24 protein-coding genes are annotated in these 24,838 nt (G+C 66.3%); 14 read left to right on the top strand and 10 right to left on the bottom strand.

Annotated features, from left to right (window positions below):
- Positions 1-163 precede the first annotated feature (163 nt).
- From BMX93_RS02175 to holA, 3 genes are all read left to right on the top strand, one after another.
- Entirely contained in the window at positions 164-352 is a 189-nt protein-coding gene (locus BMX93_RS02175; protein WP_091967212.1) for a ComEA family DNA-binding protein, read from the top strand.
- 154 nt (positions 353-506) lie between these two features.
- Positions 507-2,783 (top strand): ComEC/Rec2 family competence protein, encoded by a 2,277-nt coding sequence (locus tag BMX93_RS02170; protein ID WP_143052780.1) that lies wholly within the window; start codon positions 507-509, stop codon positions 2,781-2,783.
- A 48-nt stretch (positions 2,784-2,831) separates the two neighbouring features.
- Positions 2,832-3,803 (top strand): DNA polymerase III subunit delta, encoded by a 972-nt coding sequence (gene holA, locus BMX93_RS02165; RefSeq protein WP_091967209.1) that lies wholly within the window; start codon positions 2,832-2,834, stop codon positions 3,801-3,803.
- On the opposite strand, the gene BMX93_RS02160 is transcribed toward holA, so the two are convergent.
- Both BMX93_RS02160 and rpsT read right to left on the bottom strand, forming a co-directional pair.
- A complete protein-coding gene (locus tag BMX93_RS02160; protein ID WP_143052779.1) occupies positions 3,727-4,416 on the bottom strand; it encodes a hypothetical protein in 690 nt (229 codons plus the stop codon). The genes holA and BMX93_RS02160 overlap by 77 nt on opposite strands.
- 123 nt (positions 4,417-4,539) lie before the next feature.
- Positions 4,540-4,800, bottom strand: a complete 261-nt coding sequence (gene rpsT / locus BMX93_RS02155) for a 30S ribosomal protein S20 (protein WP_091967205.1) — start codon at positions 4,798-4,800, stop codon at positions 4,540-4,542.
- A gap of 183 nt (positions 4,801-4,983) precedes the next feature.
- Between rpsT and BMX93_RS02150 the strand changes: the two genes are divergently transcribed.
- Positions 4,984-5,655, top strand: a complete 672-nt coding sequence (locus tag BMX93_RS02150; protein ID WP_143052778.1) for a hypothetical protein — start codon at positions 4,984-4,986, stop codon at positions 5,653-5,655.
- A 171-nt stretch (positions 5,656-5,826) separates the two neighbouring features.
- A complete protein-coding gene (gene lepA / locus BMX93_RS02145) occupies positions 5,827-7,656 on the top strand; it encodes a translation elongation factor 4 (protein ID WP_091967191.1) in 1,830 nt (609 codons plus the stop codon).
- 72 nt (positions 7,657-7,728) lie between these two features.
- On the opposite strand, the gene BMX93_RS02140 is transcribed toward lepA, so the two are convergent.
- Complete coding sequence (locus tag BMX93_RS02140; RefSeq protein ID WP_091967284.1) at positions 7,729-8,241, bottom strand: rhomboid family intramembrane serine protease; 513 nt, start codon at positions 8,239-8,241, stop codon at positions 7,729-7,731.
- Between the two features lie 238 nt (positions 8,242-8,479).
- Here BMX93_RS02140 and hemW point away from each other — a divergent pair, with 238 nt between their 5' ends.
- A complete protein-coding gene (gene hemW / locus BMX93_RS02135; RefSeq protein ID WP_425438730.1) occupies positions 8,480-9,631 on the top strand; it encodes a radical SAM family heme chaperone HemW in 1,152 nt (383 codons plus the stop codon).
- A gap of 17 nt (positions 9,632-9,648) precedes the next feature.
- Here the strand turns inward: hemW and BMX93_RS02130 are convergent, their stop codons facing one another.
- The 4 genes from BMX93_RS02130 to BMX93_RS02115 form a co-directional block, all read right to left on the bottom strand.
- The gene (locus BMX93_RS02130) at positions 9,649-10,509 is read right to left on the bottom strand and encodes an amino acid ABC transporter permease (protein ID WP_091967189.1); all 861 of its coding nucleotides are present in this window, start codon (positions 10,507-10,509) and stop codon (positions 9,649-9,651) included.
- The gene (locus BMX93_RS02125) at positions 10,506-11,174 is read right to left on the bottom strand and encodes an amino acid ABC transporter permease (protein ID WP_091967187.1); all 669 of its coding nucleotides are present in this window, start codon (positions 11,172-11,174) and stop codon (positions 10,506-10,508) included. Before BMX93_RS02125 ends, BMX93_RS02130 begins: the two co-directional genes overlap by 4 nt.
- Before the next feature lie 64 nt (positions 11,175-11,238).
- Positions 11,239-12,219: a glutamate ABC transporter substrate-binding protein gene (locus tag BMX93_RS02120; protein ID WP_091967185.1), complete on the bottom strand. Its 981-nt coding sequence runs from the start codon at positions 12,217-12,219 to the stop codon at positions 11,239-11,241.
- A 21-nt stretch (positions 12,220-12,240) separates the two neighbouring features.
- Positions 12,241-12,999 (bottom strand): amino acid ABC transporter ATP-binding protein, encoded by a 759-nt coding sequence (locus tag BMX93_RS02115; RefSeq protein ID WP_091967183.1) that lies wholly within the window; start codon positions 12,997-12,999, stop codon positions 12,241-12,243.
- Positions 13,000-13,292: 293 nt separating this feature from the next.
- On the opposite strand from BMX93_RS02115, the gene BMX93_RS02110 reads away from it, so the two are divergent.
- Positions 13,293-14,336, top strand: a complete 1,044-nt coding sequence (locus BMX93_RS02110) for an NAD(P)-dependent alcohol dehydrogenase (protein ID WP_091967181.1) — start codon at positions 13,293-13,295, stop codon at positions 14,334-14,336.
- Here BMX93_RS02110 and BMX93_RS13495 read toward each other — a convergent pair.
- Both BMX93_RS13495 and BMX93_RS13490 read right to left on the bottom strand, forming a co-directional pair.
- Positions 14,309-14,800 (bottom strand): gluzincin family metallopeptidase, encoded by a 492-nt coding sequence (locus BMX93_RS13495; RefSeq protein ID WP_091967179.1) that lies wholly within the window; start codon positions 14,798-14,800, stop codon positions 14,309-14,311. The two genes, BMX93_RS02110 and BMX93_RS13495, sit on opposite strands and share 28 nt — an antisense overlap.
- Positions 14,769-16,130: an MFS transporter gene (locus tag BMX93_RS13490; RefSeq protein ID WP_425438726.1), complete on the bottom strand. Its 1,362-nt coding sequence runs from the start codon at positions 16,128-16,130 to the stop codon at positions 14,769-14,771. The genes BMX93_RS13495 and BMX93_RS13490 overlap by 32 nt, the downstream gene beginning before the upstream one ends.
- Positions 16,131-16,688: 558 nt before the next feature.
- Here BMX93_RS13490 and BMX93_RS02100 point away from each other — a divergent pair.
- From BMX93_RS02100 to BMX93_RS02075, 6 genes are all read left to right on the top strand, one after another.
- Positions 16,689-17,258 (top strand): IS30 family transposase, encoded by a 570-nt coding sequence (locus tag BMX93_RS02100; RefSeq protein WP_143052777.1) that lies wholly within the window; start codon positions 16,689-16,691, stop codon positions 17,256-17,258.
- Positions 17,215-18,096, top strand: a complete 882-nt coding sequence (locus tag BMX93_RS02095; RefSeq protein WP_091967175.1) for a DUF3097 domain-containing protein — start codon at positions 17,215-17,217, stop codon at positions 18,094-18,096. Before BMX93_RS02100 ends, BMX93_RS02095 begins: the two co-directional genes overlap by 44 nt.
- Before the next feature lie 36 nt (positions 18,097-18,132).
- Complete coding sequence (locus tag BMX93_RS02090) at positions 18,133-18,912, top strand: inositol monophosphatase family protein (RefSeq protein WP_091967174.1); 780 nt, start codon at positions 18,133-18,135, stop codon at positions 18,910-18,912.
- A 180-nt stretch (positions 18,913-19,092) separates the two neighbouring features.
- Positions 19,093-20,103, top strand: a complete 1,011-nt coding sequence (gene hrcA / locus BMX93_RS02085) for a heat-inducible transcriptional repressor HrcA (RefSeq protein WP_091967171.1) — start codon at positions 19,093-19,095, stop codon at positions 20,101-20,103.
- 12 nt (positions 20,104-20,115) lie between these two features.
- A complete protein-coding gene (gene dnaJ, locus BMX93_RS02080; RefSeq protein WP_091967169.1) occupies positions 20,116-21,339 on the top strand; it encodes a molecular chaperone DnaJ in 1,224 nt (407 codons plus the stop codon).
- The gene (locus tag BMX93_RS02075; protein ID WP_091967167.1) at positions 21,336-22,073 is read left to right on the top strand and encodes a 16S rRNA (uracil(1498)-N(3))-methyltransferase; all 738 of its coding nucleotides are present in this window, start codon (positions 21,336-21,338) and stop codon (positions 22,071-22,073) included. The genes dnaJ and BMX93_RS02075 overlap by 4 nt, the downstream gene beginning before the upstream one ends.
- Positions 22,074-22,108: 35 nt before the next feature.
- Here BMX93_RS02075 and BMX93_RS02070 read toward each other — a convergent pair whose 3' ends face one another.
- Positions 22,109-23,413 (bottom strand): purple acid phosphatase family protein, encoded by a 1,305-nt coding sequence (locus BMX93_RS02070; RefSeq protein WP_091967166.1) that lies wholly within the window; start codon positions 23,411-23,413, stop codon positions 22,109-22,111.
- 118 nt (positions 23,414-23,531) lie between these two features.
- Between BMX93_RS02070 and tgt the strand changes: the two genes are divergently transcribed.
- On the top strand, positions 23,532-24,827 hold the full coding sequence (gene tgt / locus BMX93_RS02065; RefSeq protein ID WP_091967164.1) for a tRNA guanosine(34) transglycosylase Tgt: 1,296 nt from the start codon (positions 23,532-23,534) through the stop codon (positions 24,825-24,827).
- Positions 24,828-24,838: the final 11 nt, after the last annotated feature.

Genomic DNA, 24,838 nt, shown 5'->3' with positions numbered 1-24,838 from the left:
CCTCGGCTTCCGCAACCTCACCAACTACATCGCCCGCAGCCTGCTCGAGACCGGCGGCTTCAGACCCCACCTACACCCTCATCTGTGAAGAGCCGCCAATACCGGTGTAGCGGGCGGCAGCGTTGCTGCAGGTGCTGCAGCGGGCTCCTCCGGCACCACTCGCGTGAACCTCAACACCGCGGACGCGAGTGCGCTGGACGCGCTGCCGGGAATCGGCCCGGTGATCGCCAACCGGATCATCGAATGGCGCACCGAGCACAGCCGCTTCAGCCGTGTCGAAGAGCTTCAAGAGGTGGCCGGTATCGGTCCAGCTCTATTCGAGAAGGTGAAAGACCGTGTCGCCGTCTCGTGACGGGTACAGGGACGCTGACCCGGGCCATCCGGTCACGGATGGCCCGGGGACTTGGCCGGACCGGGACGAGCCGCTGCCCGGCAGCGCCAGAGCAGATCTGCGGTTGGTGGCACCGGCGTTGTGCGCGTGGGCTGTTGCATGGGCGGTGCTCGCTGTGCCCCATCCCATTGCGTGGGGAATCGGGGCGGCCCTGGGAGGGCTCGCCGCGTGGGGTGCGCACCGCAAGCGCTGGCTCCTGGCGGGCTGCGCCCTCGTTGGCCTCAGCTCCGCGGTCTGTGCGCTCGCACAGACCGAGCTGGTCGGCACATCGTTGCTTGCCCAGGCCGGCCGCGATCACGCGGTCGTCGAGGTCGTGGCCACTGTGCGCTCCGATCCGCGCGAGTTCGGTGCCAGGGCGGGACTCCCGCCGGCAGCAGTTGTCCGTGTCAGCGTGCAGCAGGCGCAGATCCATGGCCAGACCTCGCGCCTGCGCGTCCCCGCCGAACTCGTGGCCTCCGGTGACCGACGCCGTGAACTCATGGCCCTGGGTGTTGGGCAGAGAATCACGGTGCTTGGCAAGGCATCCGAGCCCAGCGACCGGACGCGAGCTACCGCGGCGCGGATAGCTGTCTCCAGCGCTCCCCGGATCCTGGCGCCACCCGGTCCGCTCGATACCGTCCTCAACCGGGTGCGCGCCGCCTTGGTTTCGTCGATGTCCGCGAGCACCCCCGAGCAGGCCGGTCTCGTGCCCGCACTGGTGGTCGGCGACGTGTCCGGCCTGTCCAGCTCACTCGAGGCCGATTTCAAGACCGCCGGATTGACCCACCTCACCGCCGTCTCGGGCACGAACCTCACCCTCATGCTCATCTTCGTGCTCAGCTGCGCCCGCATGCTCGGCGTGCGGGGCTGGGCCTTGCGAACCCTGGCCTTTCCCGTGGTGATCGGCTTCATCGTGCTGTGCCGTTCCGAGCCGAGCGTCGTGAGGGCCGCTGCCATGGGTCTCGTCGCGCTGGCCGCCACCGGGCGGCGAGGTGTCGGGCCGCCCGGCCTGCGCCAGCTGTCCGTGGCGGTCTGGGTCCTCGTGCTCGCCGATCCATGGTTGGCCCGCAGCTGGGGATTCGCACTCTCGGCGGCGGCGACCGGCGGGATCCTGTGCTGGGCGGGTCGCTGGCAGCGGCGGATGCGCCGGTGGGCAGGTGCCTGGCTTGCGGAGTCGATCTGTGTTCCGCTCGCCGCACAGATCGCCACCCAGCCGCTGGTCACGGCCCTCTCGGGATCGGTGAGCATGAGTGCCGTGGCCGCGAATGCCCTGGTGGCGCCGTTCGTGGGTCCAGTGACCGTCCTGGGCATGGCTGCTGGGGCGGCGGGTGTGGTTCTGCCCAGCGTCGGTGTGGCCCTAGGATGGCTGGCCGGCTGGTGCGCCGAGACAATCATCCTCGTCGCCCACCGCGCTGCGGACCTGCCGGCCACAACTCTCAGCTGGCCTGCCACGCCCCTCGCGGTGATGGTGCTCTGCGCGATGTGCGCTGCCCTCGCCTGGCTCATCGACCGTCTCATCGCGCGCCCACTGCTGTGCCTGCTGCTGGCCCTTGCCGCAGTCGGTGCATGCCTGTGGCGCCCTCAGCCGCCCGGCTGGCCCGATGACTGGACGGTGATCAGTTGCGATGTCGGCCAGGGTGACGCAACGCTGGTGCGCACCGGCCCCACCACTGCCATCCTCGTCGATACCGGACCAGAGCCGGATGCGATGGCTGGCTGCCTGCGCAACAGTGCAATCACCCGTGTCGCGCTGCTCGTGATCAGCCATTTCCATGCGGACCACGTTGGGGGGCTGGACGGTGTGTACCGCGTGGCTAGGGTCGATGCAGCGCTCATCAACCCGCTCGCCTCACCTGTCCGCGAAGCAGCCCGGGTGCGCGAGACACTGGCAGGCCACGCCACCCCGATGAGGTCCGCGGCGGCAGGTGACCGTTTCGGCGTCGGCACGGCGAGCTGGCAGACCCTCCAGGCCGCGGCGGGTGCGGCGGGCACTGCTGGCGGCGCTGTCAAGGACGGTGTCGGGCCCACCGGCGGGGAGGGGGAGAGCGCCGCTGAGAACGATTCGAGCATCCTGGGCCGAATCAGCGTGCCAGGGCTGAGCGTCTTGGTCACTGGTGACATGGGCGCGTCCGCCCAGCGAATCGCGCTCGCCAGCGGTCTTGACCTGCACGCCGATGTGCTGAAGGTCCCGCACCACGGTTCCGCCGACCAGGACGAGGATTTCCTGGCCGCCACCGGCGCACGGGTCGCGCTGGTGAGTGCGGGAAAGGACAACGGCTACGGTCACCCCACGCCCAGAACTCTCGCCAGACTCGCGCGCCACGCCATGACCACCGCCCGTACCGACCAGCAGGGGGATGTAGCGGTGCGTCAACTGGGCGAGGGGCGCCTCCAGTTGGTGAGCAGGAGGTGACGACTCGAGCCGGCGGCAATTGTCGGTGCCGGGTGGCACCATGGTCACGTGGCTCGCGAATCGGTCTTCGGTACCGCCACGCTCGTCCTTGGTCCCGAGACCCTCCTGGCCGAGCGGGCAGTGGCTCGCCTGCTCGCCGCCGCGCAGGCTGAGCACCCTGACGTGCAGCGCAGCGAACTCGATGGGTCACGGATGAGCGCGGCCGATCTGCTCGAGGCTGCCGGGGGCTCACTGTTCACCTCGCTCAGCGTCGTCGTCGTCGACTCGGCCCAGTTGCTCGAACCCGGCGCCGCCGACGCGCTGGTCGCCCTGGCAGCCGCGCCCGGCGATGAGCTGTGCCTCGTCGTGCAGCACCAGGGGGGCACCAAGGGCCGGGGTGTCGCAGACCGGCTGCGCAAGGCCAAGGTGCATGTCGTGGAGGCAGTCGGTCCCAAGGCCTGGGAGCTCGTGGGCTTCGTCACTGCCGAAGCCCGGCACGCCGGCGTGAAGATGGATCAGGGAGCAGCCCAGGCGCTCATCGATGCGGTGGGCAGCGATCTTCGCTCACTTGCCGCCGCGGTGAGCCAGCTCGCCAGCGACTGGGCAGGGGAGCGCCTCAGCGTCGAGATGGTCGGCCGCTATTTCGCGGGGCGCGCCGAGGTGTCCAGTTTCGTGGTAAGTGACGATGTGCTGGCCGGGCACACCGGTCAGGCTCTCGAGCGGCTGCGCTGGGCCCTCTCGTGCGGGGTGGCGCCAGTGCTCATCACCAGTGCCCTCGCCAGCTCGCTGCGCTCGCTGGGAAACTACCTGGAGTTGCGTTCATCGCGTCTGTCCGATGCCGAGATGGCACGGGCGGTGGGTGCGCCGCCGTGGAAGCTCAAGACCCTTGCACGCCAGGCGCGCCACTGGCATGCATCCGCAATGGGCCCAGCCATTGTTGCAGTGGCCAGGGCTGATGCCGCAGTCAAGGGCGCGGCGACCGACCCCGAGTTCGCCCTGGAACAGCTGCTGCTGAGCCTTGACGACGCCCGGAGCGCCTGAGAATCACCGGCCTGCGGCGCGGTTCGTGGCGCACGCCCGAATAGCTCGGCAGCTTCTGGCGCAGGAGGGTGTCGAGGGCGGCCAATCTGCCCCGACCATAGCCGAGCGGCACCCGCAGGCCTCCGGCCCCTGCCTCGTCCCCTGCGGACTCGTAGTCGGCGATGGCGCCGTCACGGCGCCCCATGTCCGATGCCGTGTCCAGCGCCTGGAACTCGAGCCACACTCGCTGGCGCGGCACGACATGCCACAGGGGATCCGGCACGGTGACCAGCTGTACCAGGGCCAGCTCCCCCGTCCGCAGCTCAACTTCGCGGCGGCCGCGGTGGCGTACGCGGATGGTCTGGCCGGCGAACAGGAGCTCCCGCCTCGGTAGGTCGCGGTACTCCAGCACGCCGGACAGCACCGCGAGGGCCGCGATGACCAGCCCCCCGCCGCTCATCACCGTGGCGCGATGGTTGGACCAGGAGGCGGCCAGGATGAGCGCCGCCACTGCAAGTCCGCCGACGGCGGGGGCGAAGGCCTGCAGGGATTCACTGAGAGTCGGCCCGAAATGCATCGCCGACCCGGCCCGATCGCCGTAATGCCGGTTGTCGGTCATCGTGCTCTCACTCATCGTGCTGTATCGGCTCGCGCCAAAAGGCCGAACGGTGTCTGGGGGCACCACGAAGCGCCCCGACCACCCAGTGAGGATCGGGGCGCTGGTCAGTGATGACGCGCGGCGGCGTGAGCAGACAGGTCAGAGCGACGCTGCGGTCAGCGAAATCGACGACTTGCGGTTGGCGGCCTGGTTGGCGTGGATGACGCCCTTCGACACCGCCTTGTCGAGCTGACGATTCGCGACCGCGGCCAGCTCGAGGGCCTTGTCCTTGTCGCCGGCAGCGACAGCCTCACGGAAGTTGCGCACGTGGGTGCGCAGCGCAGACTTCACAGCCTTGTTGCGCTGGCGAGCCTTCTCATTGGTCTTGATGCGCTTCTTCTGGGACTTGATGTTTGCCACGTGAAAAACCTCTGGTCGAAAGAACTGGGTGAGCGCCACGGGGCGCGGCCCATCACAATACCATTGCGGGGTCAGCGGGGCCAGCCGCGCCCCAGGGCGTCGATCCGCTGACCCGATGTGGCCTGGCCGCGCGAGGTTCCCGTGGGACAATTGCGGCACGTCACAGGCAGTGGCGGTTTCCCAGTGAGAAGCGCCGTCAGCGAGGACGGCCGGGAGGTCATTGACATCATGAATCGCTCGATCTACACGAACCTGCTGAGAATCGTGGGGGTGGTCCTGGTCCTCGTCGGCATCGGTGCGCTGGCCGGCGGGCTGTTCGCCCACAACTATGTGACCGGCCAGCTCAAGCAGGAGAACATCACCATGCCCAACCAGGCCGGCATCGACGCGCTGGCCGATCAGAAGGACAAGGATGCCCTCAAACCCTTCATCGGCGAACAGATGACGACCGGTACACAGGCCCAAGCCTTCGCGAATCACTACATCTGGGCCCATATGGAGGCCGCCGTCAAGGCAGCGGGCCTGCCTGAAGGCACGATGTACGAGGGAGTCGGGGACAAGATCAACGAGCACAAAGCCGCATTGCAGGCGCAGGGCAAGAGCGCGGACGAGGTCGCCAAGGACGCCACGGTCGTCTCCCTCAGCTCATTGCGCACGACCCTCTTCCAGGGCAACACGCTGCGCGCCATGCTGCTCACCTCCTACGCCTTCTGGCTCATCGGCACCATCGCCTTGGTGGTCGGGATCGCGCTCATCGTGGTGGGGGCGGCCATGGCGGTGGCCGGCTTCGTCGCCGCGCGCGGCCAGGCGCGGCCCCTGCCGCCCGAACCCGCGCCGGCACGCTCGGGCGCATGAATCGCGACGTCGACCGGTGACATCGCGAGGTCCCAGATCTGCGGCGACCGGCCCGGCGCTCGTGGTGCGAGCCCGGGTCCGGCCGCCGGCGGGAGAGGTACCGGCCTCCCGTGGAACAATGGGTGGACGCCACAGTCCGTGGCGCCTTTCCAGTCGAGGAGTGCCATCGCAGTGAGCGCCGCCCCTGGAGCCACCGATCCGGCCACGATCCGCAATTTCAGCATCATCGCCCATATTGACCACGGAAAGTCGACCCTGGCGGACCGGATGCTGCAGCTCACCGGCGTGGTCAACGCCCGCGAGATGCGGGCGCAGTATCTCGACAAGATGGACATCGAGCGCGAACGCGGCATCACCATCAAGTCCCAGGCAGTACGGATGCCCTGGACACACGACGGCCGGGGCTATGTGCTCAACATGATCGACACCCCAGGGCACGTCGACTTCACCTATGAGGTGAGCCGTTCCCTCGAGGCCTGCGAGGGGGCTGTGCTGCTCGTCGACGCCGCGCAGGGCATCGAGGCCCAGACGCTGGCCAACCTCTACCTTGCGCTCGACGCCGATCTCACGATCATCCCGGTGCTCAACAAGATCGACCTGCCCAGTGCCCAGCCCGAGAAGTTCGCGGCGGAGATCGCCTCGATCATCGGATGCCAACCCGCCGACGTGCTGCAGGTCTCGGCCAAGACCGGGGCGGGAGTCCCCGAACTGCTCGACGCCGTCGTTGCCCAGGTGCCGGCACCCACCGGGGACGCGCAAGCCCCCGCACGGGCGCTCATTTTCGACTCGGTCTATGACATCTACCGCGGCGTGGTCACCTATGTGCGGGTCGTCGACGGGGAGCTGTCCACCCGCGACCGGATCCGGATGATGTCCACCGGCGCCGCTCATGAGGTGCTCGAGATGGGGGTGCACTCGCCAGAGCCAGTGGTCTGCGCAGGCCTGGGGGTAGGCGAGGTCGGCTACCTCATCACCGGGGTGAAGGACGTGCGGCAGAGCCGTGTCGGCGACACCGTCACGCTCGCCACCAGGCCGTCGGCCCAACCACTGGCCGGCTACAAGCAGCCCAAGCCCATGGTCTTCGCCGGGGTGTATCCCATCGACAGCGTCGACTTCCCCCAATTGCGCGAGGCCCTGGAGAAACTTCAGCTCAACGACGCGGCACTGGTCTATGAGCCGGAGACCTCCGGCGCCCTGGGCTTCGGGTTCCGGATCGGCTTCCTTGGCCTTCTCCACATGGAGATCGTCCAGGAGAGGCTGGAACGCGAATTCGGACTCGACCTCATCTCCACCGCCCCCAGCGTCAATTACCGCGTCGTCATGGAGGACGGCTCGCAGCACCGGGTCACGAACCCCTCGGAGTTCCCCGAGGGGAAGATCGATACCGTCTTCGAACCGGTGGTCAGGACGAACATCCTGTGCCCGGCCGAGTTCATCGGAGCGGTCATGGAACTGTGCCAGGGCAGGCGCGGCGAACAGCTTGGTCTGGACTATCTCAGCGAGGACCGCGTCGAGATGCGCTACCGGCTGCCGCTGGGGGAGATCGTCTTCGACTTCTTCGATGCCCTCAAGTCGCGCACGAAGGGATATGCCTCCCTCGACTACGAGGAGGACGGCGAGCAGCCCAGTGACATGGTGAAGGTGGACATTCTGCTCAATGGCGAGCCAGTGGACGCCTTCAGTGCCATCGTGCACCGCGAGAAGGCCTTCGGCTACGGATCCGAGATGGCCTCCCGGCTTCGCAAGCTCATCCCGCGCCAACAGTTCGAGGTGCCCATCCAGGCCGCCATCGGCGCCCGCATCATCGCCCGCGAGACGATCCGCGCGGTACGCAAGGATGTCCTGGCCAAGTGCTACGGAGGCGACATCTCGCGCAAGCGCAAGCTGCTCGAGAAGCAGAAACAGGGCAAGAAGCGCATGAAGATGGTGGGACGCGTCGAGGTGCCCCAGGAGGCCTTCGTGGCGGCGCTCACGACCTCGGAGGGTGCCGAGAAGAGCTGAAGCACGCCGGGCTCTCGAACGACCGCACCCTAAGCTGTCGTCGGTCGAAGTGTCGTCAGTGCCGGGTGATCGTCAGCGCCGCAGCCTGGTGGCTGCGAGCACGCCGCCCAGCGCGCCGCCCAGATGGGCCTGCCAGCTCACGCCGTACTGCCCCGGCAGCACGCCCCACAGCACCGAGCCGTAGACGGCGAAGACGATCACGGCAAGGAGAATGTCGCGGATCCGACGGGTCACCAGGCCGCGGGAGAGGAGATAGCTGAGGTAGCCGAAGACGATTCCGCTCGCCCCGATGGTCAGACTCCCGGGCGGGCTGAAGGTCCAGGCGAACAGGCCCGAGCAGACCATGATCACCAGACTTGCCCGGATCCACTGGCGGGTGCCGCCGAGCAGGGTGAGCCAGCCGAGCACGAGCAATGGCAGCGAATTGCTCATGAGGTGCTCCCAGCTGCCATGCAGGAAGGGGGCGGTGACGATGCCGAGGAGCCCACTGGGCCACAGCGCGTGGATGCCATAGAAATCCAGCGCGCCACCCATCGCAGCGTTGAAGAACTGCACCACCCACATGACGGCCGTGATCGAGATCATCGTCACGGCGGCCGGGCCGGGACGTGACAGCTCAACGCGGCCGGCGTACCTACGGTCGAGCTCGCTCATGGGGCAAGTCTTGCAAACCGGGCAAGGGCTGGTCATCAGCTGGGCTGAGGCACGAGTGTCGCACTTCGGATGTGAGCTCGGGCGCGGCCGCGCATGCCGGCCGGCTTCCTACACTGGCCCCATGCCCGCCGTCACCGGATCCGCCCGCAGCGAGGACGCGCGGCTGCCGCTGGAGCGGCTGGTTGCCCATCCCGGACGGCAGCTGTCCTGCTATGTGCACGTGCCCTTCTGCGCGACGCGGTGCGGATACTGCGACTTCAACACCTACACAGCCTCCCAGCTACCTGGGATGCAGGTCGGCGAGTATGTGGCGGCGGCGCTCACCGAGATCGAGTTGGCGCGGCAGACCCTGGGTGCCGGGGCCCCGGCTCTGAGCACCGTCTTCTTCGGCGGAGGCACGCCGACCATGGCGTCCGACCAGCAGCTCGCCGTGGTGCTCGCTGCCCTGCGCGAGCGTTTCGGCCTGGCTCCCGGCGCGGAAGTGAGTCTCGAGGCCAACCCGGAGACCCTCGACGAGTCCCGCCTGGAGGCCCTTCTCGCGGCAGGATTCACCCGGCTCAGTCTCGGCATGCAGTCCGCCGACGAGCAGGTGCTCGCCACCTTGGACCGTCACCACACTCCAGGCCGGGCCCTCCAGGTGGCGCGCTGGGCCCACGCCGCGGGATTCACCGATGTCTCGCTGGATCTCATCTATGGCACGCCCGGCGAATCGATGGCCAGTTGGCAGGCCAGCCTCGAGGCCGCTGTGAGCGTGGATCCCGAACACGTGAGCGCCTACAGCCTCATCGTCGAGCCCGGAACGGCCATGGCACGCAAGGTGCGCCGCGGCGAGCTGCCGGCCCCCGACGATGACGACCAGGCCGACAAATATCTGCTCGCCGAACGCCTGCTCGACGCCGCCGGACTGGGCAACTACGAGATCAGCAACTGGGCACGGCCGGGTCACGAGGCCCGGCACAACCTGGCCTACTGGCACAGCGACGACTGGTGGGGGATCGGGCCGGGTGCCCACAGCCATCTGGACGGCGTGCGCTGGTGGAACGTCAAACACCCGATGCGCTACGCCACCATGCTGTCGCGTCGTCGCCTGCCCGTCGAGGGGCACGAACTGCTCGACGCCGCGACCCGGCACGAGGAACGCGTCCTGCTCGAGCTGCGGTTGCGCGACGGGCTGCCGCTCGCCGAACTCGACGAGACCGAGCGGGCGCGGATGAGCCCCCAGCTGGACCGGGGGCTGGTCGTCGAGCACGACGGGCGCTTTCGGCTGACCGTGGCCGGCCGGCTGCTCGCCGATGCGGTGACCCGGGATGTGCTCGGCTGAGATCGCCTGCGAACAGCTCAGGCCATTGTGGTGGCCGCCAACTCGGTGCGGGAGCCACGATGCCCGGCCGACTTGCGATTGCCCCGCGACTGCAGATATCCGGCCAGCCGGGTGAGGCCGAAGTTCAGGAGCACGTAGATGACCGCGACAATCGTGTAGGTCTGCAGCAGATAGTGGGTGTAGCTGGTGAGGATGCGTCCGCGCTCCATGAGCTCGGGATAGCTCACGACATAGCCAAGCGTCGAATCCTTGAGCAGCGAGACGAGCTGGGTGAGCAGATTGGGCAGCACCAGCCGCAGGGCCTGCGGCAGGACGACGAGCGCCATGGTCATCCGGGCGGACATCCCCAGCGACTGAGCGGCCTCACTTTGGCCCTTTTCGACAGCGAGGATCCCGGCGCGGAAGACCTCGGCGGTGGTGGCCGAGTTCACCAGGATCATCGGGATGACGAGTTTCCAGTAGATGTCGAGGTTGAGCCCGTAGCTGGGCAGGGCCAACAGGAAGGCGTAGACGACCAGGAGCATCGGGATCGAGCGGAAGAACTCGACCCAGCCGACGCACACGGCATGCACGAGCGGCTGTCGGGTCAGGCGTCCCAGTGCCAGCAGAAGTCCGAACGGGAAGGCGAAGACCGCCGCGACGAGGGTGGCCCGGAAGGTCCCCACGATTCCGTAGGCCATATAGGTGGCGAAGCCCGGCTGCGTGAAGAAGAACCACTTCTGCGGCTCGAGCTGGTCGTGGGCGTCCAGCTGCGCGAGCACCACAATGACGAGAGCGATGATGAGCAGCGCCACAGCGACGGTGGCGAGCGCAATGGTGCGTCGGCCCCGGGGGCCGGGTTCGTCGAAGAGGATGCGCTGGCTCGGTTGGGTGCTCATGCCTGCACCTGCCTGCGCTGGTGGGAGGAGCGGGCAACGCGTCGTTCCAAGACCCCGCCCAGCGCCCCCGAACCCAGGGCCATCACGAGATAGGCCACGCCCGAGACCAGGAAGAGCAGCACCGCCTCGGCGTACTTGATGTTGAGCTGCTGGGTGACATTGGTGATCTCACTGATCCCGATGGCCGAGCACAGCGAGGAGCCGATGAGCGTGCCGATGAGCACGTTCACGAGCGGCTGCACCATGGACGCCAGGGCCTGCGGCAGGATGACCAGCCGCAGCTGCTGACCAAAGCCCATCCCCAGCGCCCGGGCGGCCTCGGACTGGCCGAGGGAGACCGTATTGATGCCCGAGCGCACCGACTCGCACACGAATGCCGATCCCGACGCGATGAGCGAGACCACCCCGCACCAGAACAGCGGCAGCAGCAGGCCGGCGTCCGGCAGCCCGAAGGCAACGAGGATGAGAAGACTGAGCAGGGGCACGTTGCGGAAGAACTCCACATAGACCGTCCCCACTGCCCGCAGCGGCGCAATCGGTGAGACCCGAAAGATCGCCACGACGATACCCACCACCAGCGCGCCCAGATAGCCCAGCACGGTGAGCAGGATCGTCGTCGTGAGCCCGTCGAGCAGCACGCCCGCGTTGCTCCTGATGATCTCCACGCAAAACTCCTTGCCCTCGTCAACTGTCCCGCTCAGCCGTGGTGGGCCCACCCGGGCGAATGGATCAGGCCCCCGGGACACCGCCGAGGGCGGGAGGCGTGGGAGCCTCACCGGCCACATAGGGGCCAACGGTGCCGTCGTAGAGCTTCTTCCAGGTGCCATCGGTGAAGATCTTCGTGAGGAAGTCGTTGACGAAGGTCTTCGCTCCCGGATCATCCTTGGTCAGCCCGATGCCGTAGGGATCGGTGGTGAAGGGCTCACCCACCACCTTGAGATCGTCGTAGTTGACCGCATTGGACAGCAGGATCGACTGATCGAGGATGTAGGCATCGACGCGACCCTGCCGCACGGCAGCGACGCAGGCATCGTTCTCGGTGAACAGCGTCACCTCGGCTTTGGGGATGAACTTCTGGATCGCGGCGATCGCGGTGGAGTTGGTCTCGGTGGTGACCTTCTTGCCGTCGACGTTGAGGTCCGCATAGGACTTGATGTCGTTATTGCTGCGCTTCACCTGCACTGCGGTGCCCGAGACGAAATAGGGCCCGGCGAAGGCGACCTTCTCGGCGCGCGCGGGCGTGATGGAGTAGGTGGCGATGGTCACGTCGACCGTCTTGTTCTGGATCATCGTCTCGCGGGTGTCCACCGTGGTCTTCGAGAACTCGGTGAGCTTGGCGACATCGCTGCCCCCCAGGATGTAGTGCGCAAGCAGATCTGCGATCCCGGCGTCGAAGCCCTTGAGCCGGTTGGTCGAGGGATTGCGCAGGCTGAAGATCGGGCTCGTGTCAGTGCCGGCGCGGCGCAGTGCGCCGTGCGCCTTGATGGCCTGTGCCCAGGCGTTCTGGGACACCATCTCGGCCGGTGCGACGGGCCCCGAGGTGACGAGGGCGTCGTACTGCTCCTGGGTGAAGACCGTCTTGCCGGTGGTGCTGCTGGGCGTGGCGACCGGCAGCGTGTCATTGCTCGACGAGCAGGCGGACAGCAGTGCGGCGGCGCCCAGGGCGCCGCCCAGTCCCAGCAGGCCTCGGCGGGTGAGCGGTGAAGACATGGGGATCCTTTCGGGGAGGGGTTAGTGGGTGAGGATCTTTGAGAGGAAATCCTTGGCCCGGTCAGTGCGGGGATGGGCGAAGAACTCGTCGGGAGTGTTCTGCTCCAGGATCTGGCCCGCGTCCATGAAGCAGACGCGATCACAGACATGGCGGGCGAAGCCCATCTCGTGCGTGACGACCAGCATCGTCATTCCGGCCTGCGCCAGCTCAGCCATGACGTCGAGCACCTCGTTGATCATCTCCGGATCCAGCGCCGATGTGGGCTCGTCGAAGAGCATGACCTTGGGGTGCATCGCCAACGAACGGGCGATCGCGACGCGCTGCTGCTGCCCGCCGGACAGCTCGCCGGGATAGCTCTCCGCCTTGTCCGCCAGGCCCACCCTGTCGAGCAGCTGAAGGGCTTCCTGCTTCGCGTCAGCCTTGGCCTGGTGTCGCACATGGACTGGAGCAAGCATGATGTTCTGCAGCGCCGTGTAGTTGGGAAAGAGATTGAATGACTGGAAGACCATGCCCACGTCGGCCCGCAGCCGCGCCAGTGCCTTGCCCTCCTGAGGCAGCTCGGTTCCCTCGATGCGAATACTGCCCGAGGCGATCGTCTCGAGCCGGTTGATGCAGCGGCACAGCGTGGACTTGCCGGAACCCGAGGCCCCCAGCAGCGCCACCTTTTCACCCGAAGCGATATCGAGGTCGACCCCCCGCAGCGCCTCGAAGCTGCCGAAGAACTTGTGCACCCCGCGGATCGCGACCAGTGCGGTGCTCGAATCCCCCGATTGCGACATGCCCTAGGACTTTACGCACTTGTCCGCTCAATGACAGTGATGTCTCAGTTTGTTTCCTCGGGGTCCTGCGCCGAGTGCGGGCCAGGAGCCATGCCGGCTGCGGTGGTAGCGTGGCCGAGAGCCGCCGATCGGCGCCCCCGGCCGGGGATCTCCCCGAACCGGGCATACGCGAATCCCGCGGCTCCTACCACCGGCGAGTCACGCCGGCCAGGAGATCTGCCGGCCAGAACGTCTGTCGGCCAGGACATTGCCGGCCAGGACAGCAGGAGCCGACAACCGTACGAGGAGCAAAGATGCCGACAGCGAAGGCCTATGCCTGCGATGACGAGAAGACCCACTTCCACCCGGCCACGGTGACCCTGCGCGATCCGGGACCAACCGAGATTCTGTTCGACATCAAGTACGCGGGCATCTGCCACTCCGACATTCACAACGCGCGCAGTGAGTGGCGTCCGGCGTCCTACCCGATCGTGCCCGGTCACGAGATCGCCGGCATCGTGACGAAGGTCGGCTCCCAGGTCCGCGGGTTCGCCGTCGGTGACAAGGTCGGGGTGGGCTGCATGGTCGGCTCGTGCGGGCAGTGCGAGTACTGCAAGGCCGGCACCGAGCAGTTCTGCACCGGACCGGGCGGGACCTTGTGGACCTACGGCCCCGACCGGCAGGGGAACCCCACGGCAGGGGGCTACGCCACGGCCTTCACCGTCGATCAGAGCTTCGCCCTGCACATCCCCGACGCCATTCCCTTCCAGGCGTCGGCACCCCTCATGTGTGCGGGCATCACCACCTATTCCCCGCTCAAGCGCTGGGGTGCCGGCCCCGGCAGGCAGGTGGCCATCGTCGGCCTGGGTGGGCTGGGCCACGTCGCCGTGCAGATCGCTGCAGCGATGGGTGCGGAGGTCTCGGTGATCAGTCGCACCCGCGCCAAGGAGGCCGATGGCCGTCGCCTCGGCGCGAGCCACTACTACGCACTGAGCGAGCCTGGCACCGCTGGGGAACTGGCCGCGCGCTTCGACCTCATCGTCACCACCGTCTCGGCCGATTCGCAGCTCGATCCCTTGCTCGCCATGCTGCGGGTGGGTGGCGTGCTGGTGGACGTGGGACTTCCCCAGCACCCCTCCTCGCTGTACATGAGTTCCCTCACCCACGGCGCGAGAGTCCTTGCGGGATCGCTCATCGGTGGCATTCGCGAAACCCAGGAGATGCTCGACTTCTGCGCCGAACACCAGGTGGCCCCCATCGTCGAGGTGATCAGCGGGGACGAGATCACTGCCGCCTACGACAATGTGGTCGCCTCGAGGGTGCGCTACCGCTATGTGATCGACACGTCGACTTTCTGAAGTCTGTCTGCGAGGGGCCTGAATAACATCAAGGGCCAGGAAGACTCACCCCCCTGACCGACGAACAGGATTGCTGAATGCGGATTGAGTGGATCCAGATTGACCTCGAGATTGAAAAAGCTGCGACAATCTCTCGATCGTGGCCAAGCACCCGTCACATGAGTATCAAATGGGCTTCGTATCTCTTGAATTCGCGTGAACTCATCTGCTAATACGCGAATTCCATCATTCTCGATTCGAGCCTGATCCAAGTACGCATCGTAGATGCGGTGTACGACGGTAGTTGGACTTAGCACCCGTGACGGACCTGTGAGGATATCTTTAATCTCCGTCTTGACATCACGCCTTGCTGCATCGATAGCACCCCAAGATTGTTCTGAAGGAGGGATCTCTGTCTGATTTTTCCAATCGGCGTTGATTAATTCATAAAAATCATCTTGGGCCCGTATGGTTACTCCATCCATTGACTCTGTTGATTTTCAGAGGAGCTTCGCGTTCTGCTCCCTGTCGTCTCGACAGCGACTCTGGCACCAGCCATAAGCAGAGCACTGCAACAAACACGGTGGCTCCTGACAGAATGAGCCATATCCGTGCCCCGCCCACGGCGAGTAGAACGCCACCCATTCCTGAGCCTACTGTAGAGCAAATACTCTGGGACCAGGCAGCCTGTGTGAAGACCCTCGACCGATCAACATCGCGAGTATATTTGGCAATCAGAGAGTTCAAGGCGCCAATGCCGACTGGGGATACTAGTCCTCCAAAGAACGCAAAGGCCCATACCGAATGTTCGTTTGAGATGTAGAGACCCATTCCAGCAAACATAATTGAGGTACCGAGCCAACCTAATCCAACTCTAGCTCTTAGCCGTGCATAAGCGGCCGAAGCGGTGGCAACCGCGGCACCGATTACTGTTCCTATCCCGTATGCGAAAGTGGAAGTAGAAACAAGCCTCGCTCCTTCCCCTCTCTCTGATCCATAAACCGCTAGGCCCAGCGAGAAGGAGAACCAGAAGAATGAGCTGATTCCCCGGATGGCGATTCCACGAAGCAGTAATGGACGCGTTAATTGAAAGCCCTTCAAAAAGATGAGGAAACCTCCATTGGTACCGTCTTTTCGGTCATTGCTCGTGAAAGCGCTCCCAGAGAAATTAGCACGACGTTGCTCGGGTCTCATCATCCAGAAGACTGCATACCCAACTAGCCCCAGAATGAACACAATAGCCGCCAACATTGCGGCGCTACCAACCGAGTATCTCCCGATCATAAAGCCAATGGGGAGGGATGAAAATTGAATTGCGATCTTTGAGGTTGCTTCGTCTGCGTTCAAAACAACTGCGACAGGTTTTTGTGGGAGCAGGTCCGAAGCAAGCGTCAAGCACGTCTGTCTTCGTGGATCCAACCCGACTGCGGCTGAACCAGTAAAGAGGCCAGATAGAACAAGTGGAATCGGTATAAGTGCCGCAGAAAAGGCGGCGAATAGACACAGGAGTGCCGCTGTTAGATCCAGAAGAGAAAAGATCATAAGGCCAGTTGATCGACCAAAGTAACACGTCAATCGATTGATCCAAGTTGGTGCTAGCAGTGCACCGACCCCAGCCGCAGCACCAGCCACTCCAACAAGCGTTGGCCGTCCATAGACGTCGAGGCAAACGAATGGAATTATAAGCAGGAGCATTCTGTTACCCGTCGATGTACAGAGGCCTCCGAAGAGCAGGGCAATGACGCTGATGCGGACTTGTGAGACCCCGTTGGTGGAGCTGGACTCGTGTCGTACGGGCTGTCTTGTCTTTATCATGGTATATGAGTCATTGGTGCGTTTCGAAGCCTCACGCGTGTGAGGCACCATACCGCCGGTTTCCGCCGTTGGTAATGCGTCTCGACAGGTAGGAACGGGCGCGCTCAACTCGAAGACCTGCGGAAGAATCGACAGCAATAGTGCGTCCACAACACGGGGCGTGGTCGTCCGAAGCTGTCCTCGGAAGATCCTGGGAGCCCGATCCAGCCGGGTGCTTGTCGCGTGACTTCGAGTCGCAGGACAACAAGGACACCAAGGCCGCTGGTGGCTGTCGCTGTGGTACCCATTTTGTCATCACATACGTGGACTGGGTGAACTGGTTGTCTTAGGCCACGGTTGGCCCCCAACAGTGCAGCAGACCTTGGCCGGGAAGCTCAGGCTTCTGCAAACCGACGAGCAGACGTCATTGCATGACCGGGCGGCCCGGCATCACGCCGAAGTGGTCCGGGCCGCAAGCGCCGGCGCCGCCGGGGGCGGGCGCAGGACCCGCAGTGACCGCACAAGGCGCGCTCCCATCCGTGACCGTCCCCCGAGGTGGCTGAGCGGGTCGAGTCAATCATGGGGAGGCCGACTCGGTGGCCGGGTTACGAGGTACTGGAGCGATGCACCGAGGTGGAGCGGGTCTCACGGTTCAACACCGCGATCCCGATCTCCTCGACCAGAGCCGAGGAGACGGTGGCCGCCCAGGTCCAGTTCTTCTCCTCGCTGCCGGCCCATGCGGTCCGGTCAGTGGCCGTCGACAAGGGCATCGAGTTCGCCCGGCACCACGTGCTGGCCGACACCTTGGCGGTGCCCACCTATCTCGCCGACCCTGACTCGGCCTGGCGGCGCGGGTCTAGTGAGCACTTCAACGGCCGAGAGCGCACGTATCTACCCGAGGGCACCGACTTCACCACCATCAGTGGCCCCGAGCTGGCCGACATCCTCGCCGAGATCAACGACCCGCCCCGCAAGGCCCTGGACTGGCAGACCCCGGCCGAGGTGTTGGAACACTTATGCTCGACCACCGCCTGCATCCCCTTGCACGTGAGACGAGAACCCCGCGGGCCCAGGCCCTCAATCGACTCCCACTACTCTGGACCCCATGGATGCCAGCGATCGCTATGGACGCGATGTGCTGTCAGGTGACTGGCGTCATGCCGGCAAACCCAGGACGGCCGACCTGCCGCTGTCGCGAGGCCTCATCGTCGAGGTCGGCTCGGACGGCTACTGCGGTGAGGTGGTGGGCTGGGAGAATGGCATGGTCCTTCTGGAGGACCGGGCCGGGCGCCGCCGGAGCTTCCCGGTCGGTGAGTTCGGCTATCTGGTCGAGGGGCAGCCCGTCGCGCTGCGCATCCCGCCTTCGCGGGGCAGCAGCGCGCCTCGCTACACCGCCTCGGGCTCGCGCGCGGGGACCAGGGAGCCCGCCCGCGTCGCCCTCACGAGCCGGATCTACGTCGAGGGACGTCACGATGCAGAACTGGTCGAGCGCATCTGGGGCGACGACCTGCGTCATGTGGGAGTCGTCGTGGAATACATGGGGGGAATGGACGATCTGCTGGGCATCGTCGGTGACTTTCGCCCCGGTCCCGGCAGGCGCCTCGGAGTGCTCATCGACCACCTGGTGGCCAAGACCAAGGAGTCAAGGGTGGCGGCGCAGGTGGCGCATGCCGGCTACGGCGAGCATGTTCTCATCGTCGGCCACCGCTTCATCGACGTATGGCAGACGATCCGCCCACAGGTGCTCGGCATCGGGGAGTGGCCACGGGTTCCGATGGACCGGGACTTCAAGAAGGGCACGCTGGCGGCCCTGGGAGTGCCTCGCGGCAAGCGCTACGAGCAGATCGACCAGGCTGACGTGGGCCGCGCCTGGCAGGCGATGCTGGCCAAGGTGAGCACCTATCGTGACCTGGACATCGATTTCGTGCGCCAGGTCGAGCGGCTCATCGACTTCGTGACCCAGGACGATCCGGGAGAGTCGGTATGACCAGGTCAGGTTCGGCCAGGCAGAAAGGTGCGTGAGATGTCGGTTCTCGACGTGCTGAGACTCGTGCGCTCCGTGAGCAGGGAGTACATCGAACCGCGCTTCCGTGCTCTGAGCACCCGCGAGATCCATGAGAAGACCCCCGGAGACTATGTCACCATCGCCGACCAGCAGGCCGAGGAGGCGTTGGCGAGCGGGCTCCGCTCGATCAGCCCAGGGGCGGTCGTTGTCGGTGAGGAAGCCGTCTTCTCCGATCCGCATCAGCTCGATGCCATCGGCAAGGCGGCCCAGTGCTATGTCGTCGATCCGCTCGACGGCACCAACAATTTCGTCCATGGTTGCGAGGACTTCGCGGTCATGGTGGCTGAGCTCCGTGGCCCGGAACTGGTCTCCAGCTGTATCTGGCAGCCCCGATACGGCAGGGCCTTCACCGCCGAGAGAGGCGCGGGAGTCAGCTGCAATGGTGTCCCCGTCGTCGCCGAGCCGATCCGCGAGCCACCCTTGGGGGCGAGCTCGAATCGGTTCTGGCAGGGTTTCGACGCAGATGGGCAGCTCGCGCCCGTGGTGCACTCCACCCGGGCGGCAGGCATCGACTATCCCAATGTCATCACCGGGGTCACCGATTTCATCGTGTTCCGTTTCCCCAAGCCCTGGGACCACCTGCCGGGTCAACTCATGTTGCAGGAGCTCGGCGGTGATGTCGTGCACTTGGACGACGGGCGGTCCTATGGACCCACGAGCGGCCGCGGTGCCATCGTCTCCTGCCGCGATGCGGCGACCGGACGCCGGGTCGCCTCGCTGTGGCCCAGCGGGTACTGAGCGCAGCGCCCCAGGGCGCGCCGCGAGGGCGCACTCGCCATGGGGTAGATGAGGGATGGGGCCCAGCCGGGACACGAGTAGACTGGCACTCACTCAGGTGGAGTGCCAGAATCCCGGGTTGGCGGTGAGCCACCGGCGCGCTCCATGAGACCGCTCGGATGTCAAGGAGCAGGAGGAACGATGGTTGACGATCGCAGGCTGGAGGTGTTGCGCGCAATCGTCACCGACTACGTCTCCAGCCGTGAACCGGTGGGCAGCAAGGCCCTCGTCGAAAGGCACCGTCTCGATGTCTCGCCGGCCACGGTGCGCAACGACATGGCCGCCCTCGAGGAGGAGGGCTACCTCACCCAGCCACATACGAGTGCCGGGAGGATCCCCACCGACAAGGGCTATCGGCTGTTCGTCGATCGCATCGCCCAGGTCAAACCCCTGTCATCGGCGGAGCGTCGGGCGGTGTCCACCTTCCTGCGGGGCGCCGTCGACCTCGACGACGTCGTGCGACGCACGGTGCGGTTGCTCGCCGTCATCACCCACCAGGTCTCGATTGTGCAGTATCCCTTGCCCACCTCGCTCAAGGTGCGCCATGTGGAGCTGGTTGGGCTCGAGCCCGAGCGGCTTCTGGTCATCGTCATCACGAGCGCAGGTACCGTCCATCAGCGGGTCGTCACGGTGCCCGCGTGTACTGCCGACGAGCTGCTCGCCATGCGAGATGCGGTGAACGCGGCTGTCGTCGGCCAGACGATCCGGTCCGCAGCGTCGGCACTGGCCGACTGGAACGAGGATTCGCGGACCCCACTCGGCGCCGCCGTCGTGGGCTCCGTGCTTGCCGTCCTCGCCACCGAGGAGTCGCCACGCGTCGAGGTCGGGGGAGTGCCGAACCTCACCCGTTTCGGTGCCGAGTTCGAGACCACCGTCAAACCGGTGCTCGAAGCGCTCGAGGAGCAGATGGTGCTGCTGCGCCTGCTCGGGGAGGCGGCCTCCGACCATCCTGGCGATGTCGCGGTACGAATCGGCCAGGAGAATCCCTATGCGCCGATGCAGACCACATCGGTGGTCGCCAGCATTTATGGACCCGATGACTCAACGGCTAGCCTCGGAGTCGTCGGTCCCACCCGTATGGACTACCCGTCCACGATGGCAGCCGTACGCGCCGTCGCCCGCTATGTCGGCCAGTTCCTGGCAGAAGGTTGATTCCGTCCACTGATGAGTAACGACTACTACGAGGTCCTTGGCGTTAGCCGGGACGCGACTCCCGAGCAGATCAAGCGGGCATACCGCAAGAAGGCAATGCAGGTGCATCCCGATGTCACCGACGATCCGGATGCGGAGGAGAAGTTCAAGCAGGTCAACGAGGCCTACGAGGTGCTTTCCGATCCGCAGAAGAAGGCCGTCTTCGACCGTGGCGGTGACCCCATGCACGCCGGGGCCGGCGCGGGTGCCGGCGGCTTCGACCCCTTCGGGGGGATGGGTGGATTCTCGGGCTTCAGCTCATCGGGCGGCTCAATGGGCTTCGACGTAGGAGACCTGCTGGGTGCCATGTTCGGCGCCTCGGGCTCGTCGCGCGGGCCGCGCTCGCGAGTGCGCCAGGGCCAGGACCAGCTCATGAGCCTGGAGCTCAGCCTCGCGGAGGCGGCGTTCGGCACGACCGCCCCCTTCACCATCGACACCTATGTGGTGTGCCCGCACTGCAAAGGTCAGGGCTCTGCGAAGGGCGAGAAGCCCGTCACCTGTCCCCAGTGCCACGGCTCTGGCAGCGTGACCCAGGTGCAGCGTTCCTTCCTTGGCGACATCCGCTCCACCGCGACCTGCCCGCAGTGCCAGGGATACGGCACCGTCATCGCCCACCCCTGTCCCGAGTGCAGCGGGGAGGGCAGGGTGCGCGCCCGCCGCGACATCAGCGTGAAGGTTCCGGCCGGTGTGAGCACCGGCAACCGGATCCACCTGTCGGGCCAGGGCGAGGTGGGGCTGGGCGGAGGGCCCGCTGGCGACCTGTACGTCGAGATTTCGGTGCGTCCCCACGAGGTCTTCCGCCGCGACGGCGACAATCTGGAGGCGGTCGTCACCATACCGATGACTGCGGCAGCGCTCGGCTGTACGATACCGATCACCACTCTCGAGTCAGAGCTCGAAGGCTCGACGCCACAGGAGTCCGTGGTGCGTCTCGAGGTTCCCGCCGGCACCCAGTCGGGTACCCGGCTCGCCGTCAAGGGACGAGGAGTGCCCAAGCTCCGCTCGCGCGACACCGGTCAGCGCGGTGACCTCGGCGTCACGCTCGTCGTTGCCACACCGACGAAGCTCGACAAGGAGCAGCGCGAGCTCGTCGAGGCCCTCGCCCAGGCGCGCGGTGAGACCGGTGAGAGCGTCGCCCACACGAACGCTGAGGACAGGGGCTTCTTCGAGCGCCTCCGCAAGGCGTTCAGCGGATGACCGACCCGCTCTTCCTCGCCGACCTGACCGGCGTCACCACGGGGAGCGTGGTGTGCCTGGACGGTGCGGAGGGCCACCACGCGGCCGTGGCCCGCCGGATCCAGCTGGGGGAGTCCGTGCTGCTCGGCGACGGCCAGGGGGCCGGGGTGCGCGGGCAGGTCGTCGAGGCCACCAGGAGCGGGCTGAAGGTGCTGGTCGACGAGGTGCTGAGCCCGCGGGTCCAGCCGCTCGTTGTCGTGGCGATTCAGGCGCTGGCCAAGGGGGAACGTTCCGAGATCGCCGTCGAGGCCCTCACGGAGCTCGGCGCAGCGGAGATCCTCGCCTGGTCGGCCGCGCGCAGCGTGGTCCGCTGGGACACCAAGATGGACAAGGGCCTGGCCAAGTGGCGCTCGGCTGCGGTGGCTGCCACCAAGCAGTCGCGCCGCCTGCGGATTCCCGGTGTCGGCTTCGCCGACACGGCCGAGGTCGCCCGGCGGATCGCTGGAGCGGATCTGGCGCTCGTTCTCCATGAGGACGCCACCGTGGCTCTGCGTGAGGTGACGCTGCCCTCCCGGGGCGAGTGCGTGATCGTGGCTGGCCCGGAAGGCGGCATCTCACCAGACGAACTCGAACGCTTCCGTGCCGCCGGCGCGTTGCCGGTGAGCGTCAGCGACGCTGTGCTGCGCACCTCGACTGCCGGGCTGGTGGCGCTGGCCCAGATCAGGGCCCTGCAACCAGAGGACCCACTGCTCTGATCGGTGGTGGGTGGTGGACCGCGGGCGTCGGTGGGCTAGACCCGCAACTCGGCAGGAATCTCCCCGCCGGCTGCGCTGAGCCCCGAGAGGTCCTTGAGGGCCACGTGATTGCGATCATTCGTCGTGCCGAGCATGAACCGCACGGCCAGACCCATCACCTGCCATCGACTGCGGAAATCCCAGTCCAGGGCATCCTGGGCCGAGGTGCGCCAGAAGTTGAGCAGATAGCCGCCGCTGTACAGGTGCAGCAGGGCGTATCCGGCGGGGTAGGCAGCGCAGGCGGCATTCTCGAAGTAGTCCGCGTGGGCACCCTGGACATCGGCTGTGCCACGTCTCATCCGGTGGGTGTGACCGGTATGGTGCAGGAAGACCCCGTGGGCGGATCGCTCGATGTGCTGGAGCTCGATCTGGTCATGGCGACGCAGCATGAACTGGGGACCTGCCGGTGAGCTGAGCGCGGCGTCGCGGGTGACCGGATGATGGCTCGTGACCAGTGTCGGACGATCCGGGTCCTCCTGCAGATAGCTGCGGATGGCCTCGAACTGTTCGGGGAGCACCCATCCGCCACCGCTGCCGCGAGTGGTGTCCACGCCGAGGATGCGCAGCCCGGAGGGCAGGCAGGCCTGCGTCATCTGCTGATAGGCCACGAACTGCTCTCCGAAAGGGTCCTCCCCGCTGTGCAGCGGGCGGTCGTGGTTGCCGCGCACCGCGAGCCAATCGCCGCCTTGCGCGCCGTAGCTCGTGGCGAGCCGGAGTGCGGCAGCGGTCTGGGCGCGGGTTCCCCCATAGGTGATGTCGCCACCGAGCACGAGGAAGGGGTGCCCATGGCGAGTGTTCAGGTCCTCCAGCATCCGGGTGAAGAGCATCTGCGGATAGTCGGCCTGCCGCGGGCCCGGCGCCACCGAGGTGGGCAGGGCACCCAGCACGATGCCCTGCCGGGTCTCGCCGATGTGCACGTCGTTGGCCAGCGCGATGGTCATGAGATAGCGACCCGGCGGAGGAGTGAGCGTCACGAACCGTCCGGTGAGTTCCGGGCTGGACACTCGGGTGGTCGCGGACAGCGTCGGGCGGGCCGAGATGCCATCGGACATGGCCCGGAAGTGGTACTCGCGGCCCGGTTCTAGACCCTTCACCTCCACCTGATGGAATGCGCGCGGCTGCGGATCGTCGTGCACCAGCCGCATCTGGCCCCTGTCGGTTCCCAGCCACAGCTGGGTTCCGGCGTGAATCGGTTGAGGCAGTCCCGCTCGCCTGGGACCGCGAGTCATCCAGCTGATGACCGCGCTGGTGGGCGTGATGGTCAACAGCTCGAGGTCGGTGGCCAGATAGGGCTTGCGCACGTGCCTCAACCTACCGCGCGCCAGTGAATGAACCGATCCGGCGATGCGGTGGGGCAGGCCGGATTGGCCGCCGATCGGGCGAGGGGGGAGCGGCGAGGATTCTGCGAGAATCAGCCCCATGCCTGGTGCCAGCCCGTCCGAGTTCAGCTTCCGCGTCGACCATGAACTGCCCAATGGGCTGGGCCGCACTGGGATCCTAGCCACACCGCATGGCACGATCGAGACTCCCGCCTTCGTCGTGGTCGGCACCAAGGCCGCCGTCAAGGCGATGCTGCCCGAGCAGGTCCGCCAGGCCCAGGGCCAGGCAGTGCTCGCCAATGCCTTCCACCTGTACCTGCAGCCCGGTCCCGATCTTGTGGACGCCGCCGGAGGACTGGGGCGCTTCATGAACTGGCCGGGCCCCACTTTCACCGACTCGGGTGGCTTCCAGGTGATGAGCCTGGGGGTGGGGTTCAAGAAGGTGCTCGCCATGGACGTCACCGGACTCCAGGACGACGACATCATCGCGCCGGGCACGACGCGCAATGCCCGGGTGGACGACGACGGAGTGACCTTCAAGAGTCCCCTGGACGGCTCAAAGCATCGCTTCACCCCCGAGGTGAGCATGTCGGTACAGCACCGGCTGGGCGCCGACATCATGTTCGCCTTCGATGAGCTGACGACCCTCATGAACACCCGCAGCTATCAGGAGGAGTCGGTGGCGCGCACTCAGCGCTGGGCCCTGCGCTGCCTCGACGAGCACGTGCGGCTCACCGATGAGCGCGTGGGCAAGCCCTACCAGGCGCTGTTCGGGGTGGTCCAGGGTGCGCAATTCGAGGATCTGCGCCGGCTGGCCTGCCGTGGCCTGGTCGCTGCCAGGGCTGGGGTGAGTGGCCACGAGGACCAGGGATTCGACGGGTACGGCATCGGAGGGGCCATCGAGAAGCGCCGGCTCGGCGAAATCGTGTCGTGGTGCGCCTCGGAACTGCCTCGGGACAAGCCGCGTCACCTGCTGGGCATCAGCGAGCCGGACGACCTGTTCGCAGCCTGCGCTGCGGGGGCGGACACCTTCGACTGTGTCAATCCGAGCCGTGTGGCCCGCAACGCCGCCATCTACACCGCCGACGGGCGCTTCAATGTCACCACTGCGGCGAATCGCTGGGCGTTCACACCCCTCGAGGAGGGCTGCGACTGCTACACCTGCCAGCACTACACGCGGGCCTATCTCCATCATCTGTTCCGCGCGAAGGAGATCGCGGCCAAGATGCTCGCCACGATCCACAACGAACGGTTCACGATCCGTCTTGTCGACGACATCCGCCACGCGATGCGCCAGGGCGATTTCGAGGCCTTCCGCACCGAATTCCTCGGCCGTTTCTACGCCGGCCGTCCCGAGCAGGCCCGGCGCGAGGCCGCTGGAACCGATCGATCCTGACGAATCGGCGT

It is taken from the genome of Propionibacterium cyclohexanicum, assembly GCF_900111365.1.
Taxonomy (GTDB): domain Bacteria; phylum Actinomycetota; class Actinomycetes; order Propionibacteriales; family Propionibacteriaceae; genus Propionibacterium; species Propionibacterium cyclohexanicum.
The sequence above is the reverse complement of the archived record's forward strand: the minus strand, read 5'-3'. Positions and strand labels throughout refer to the sequence as shown.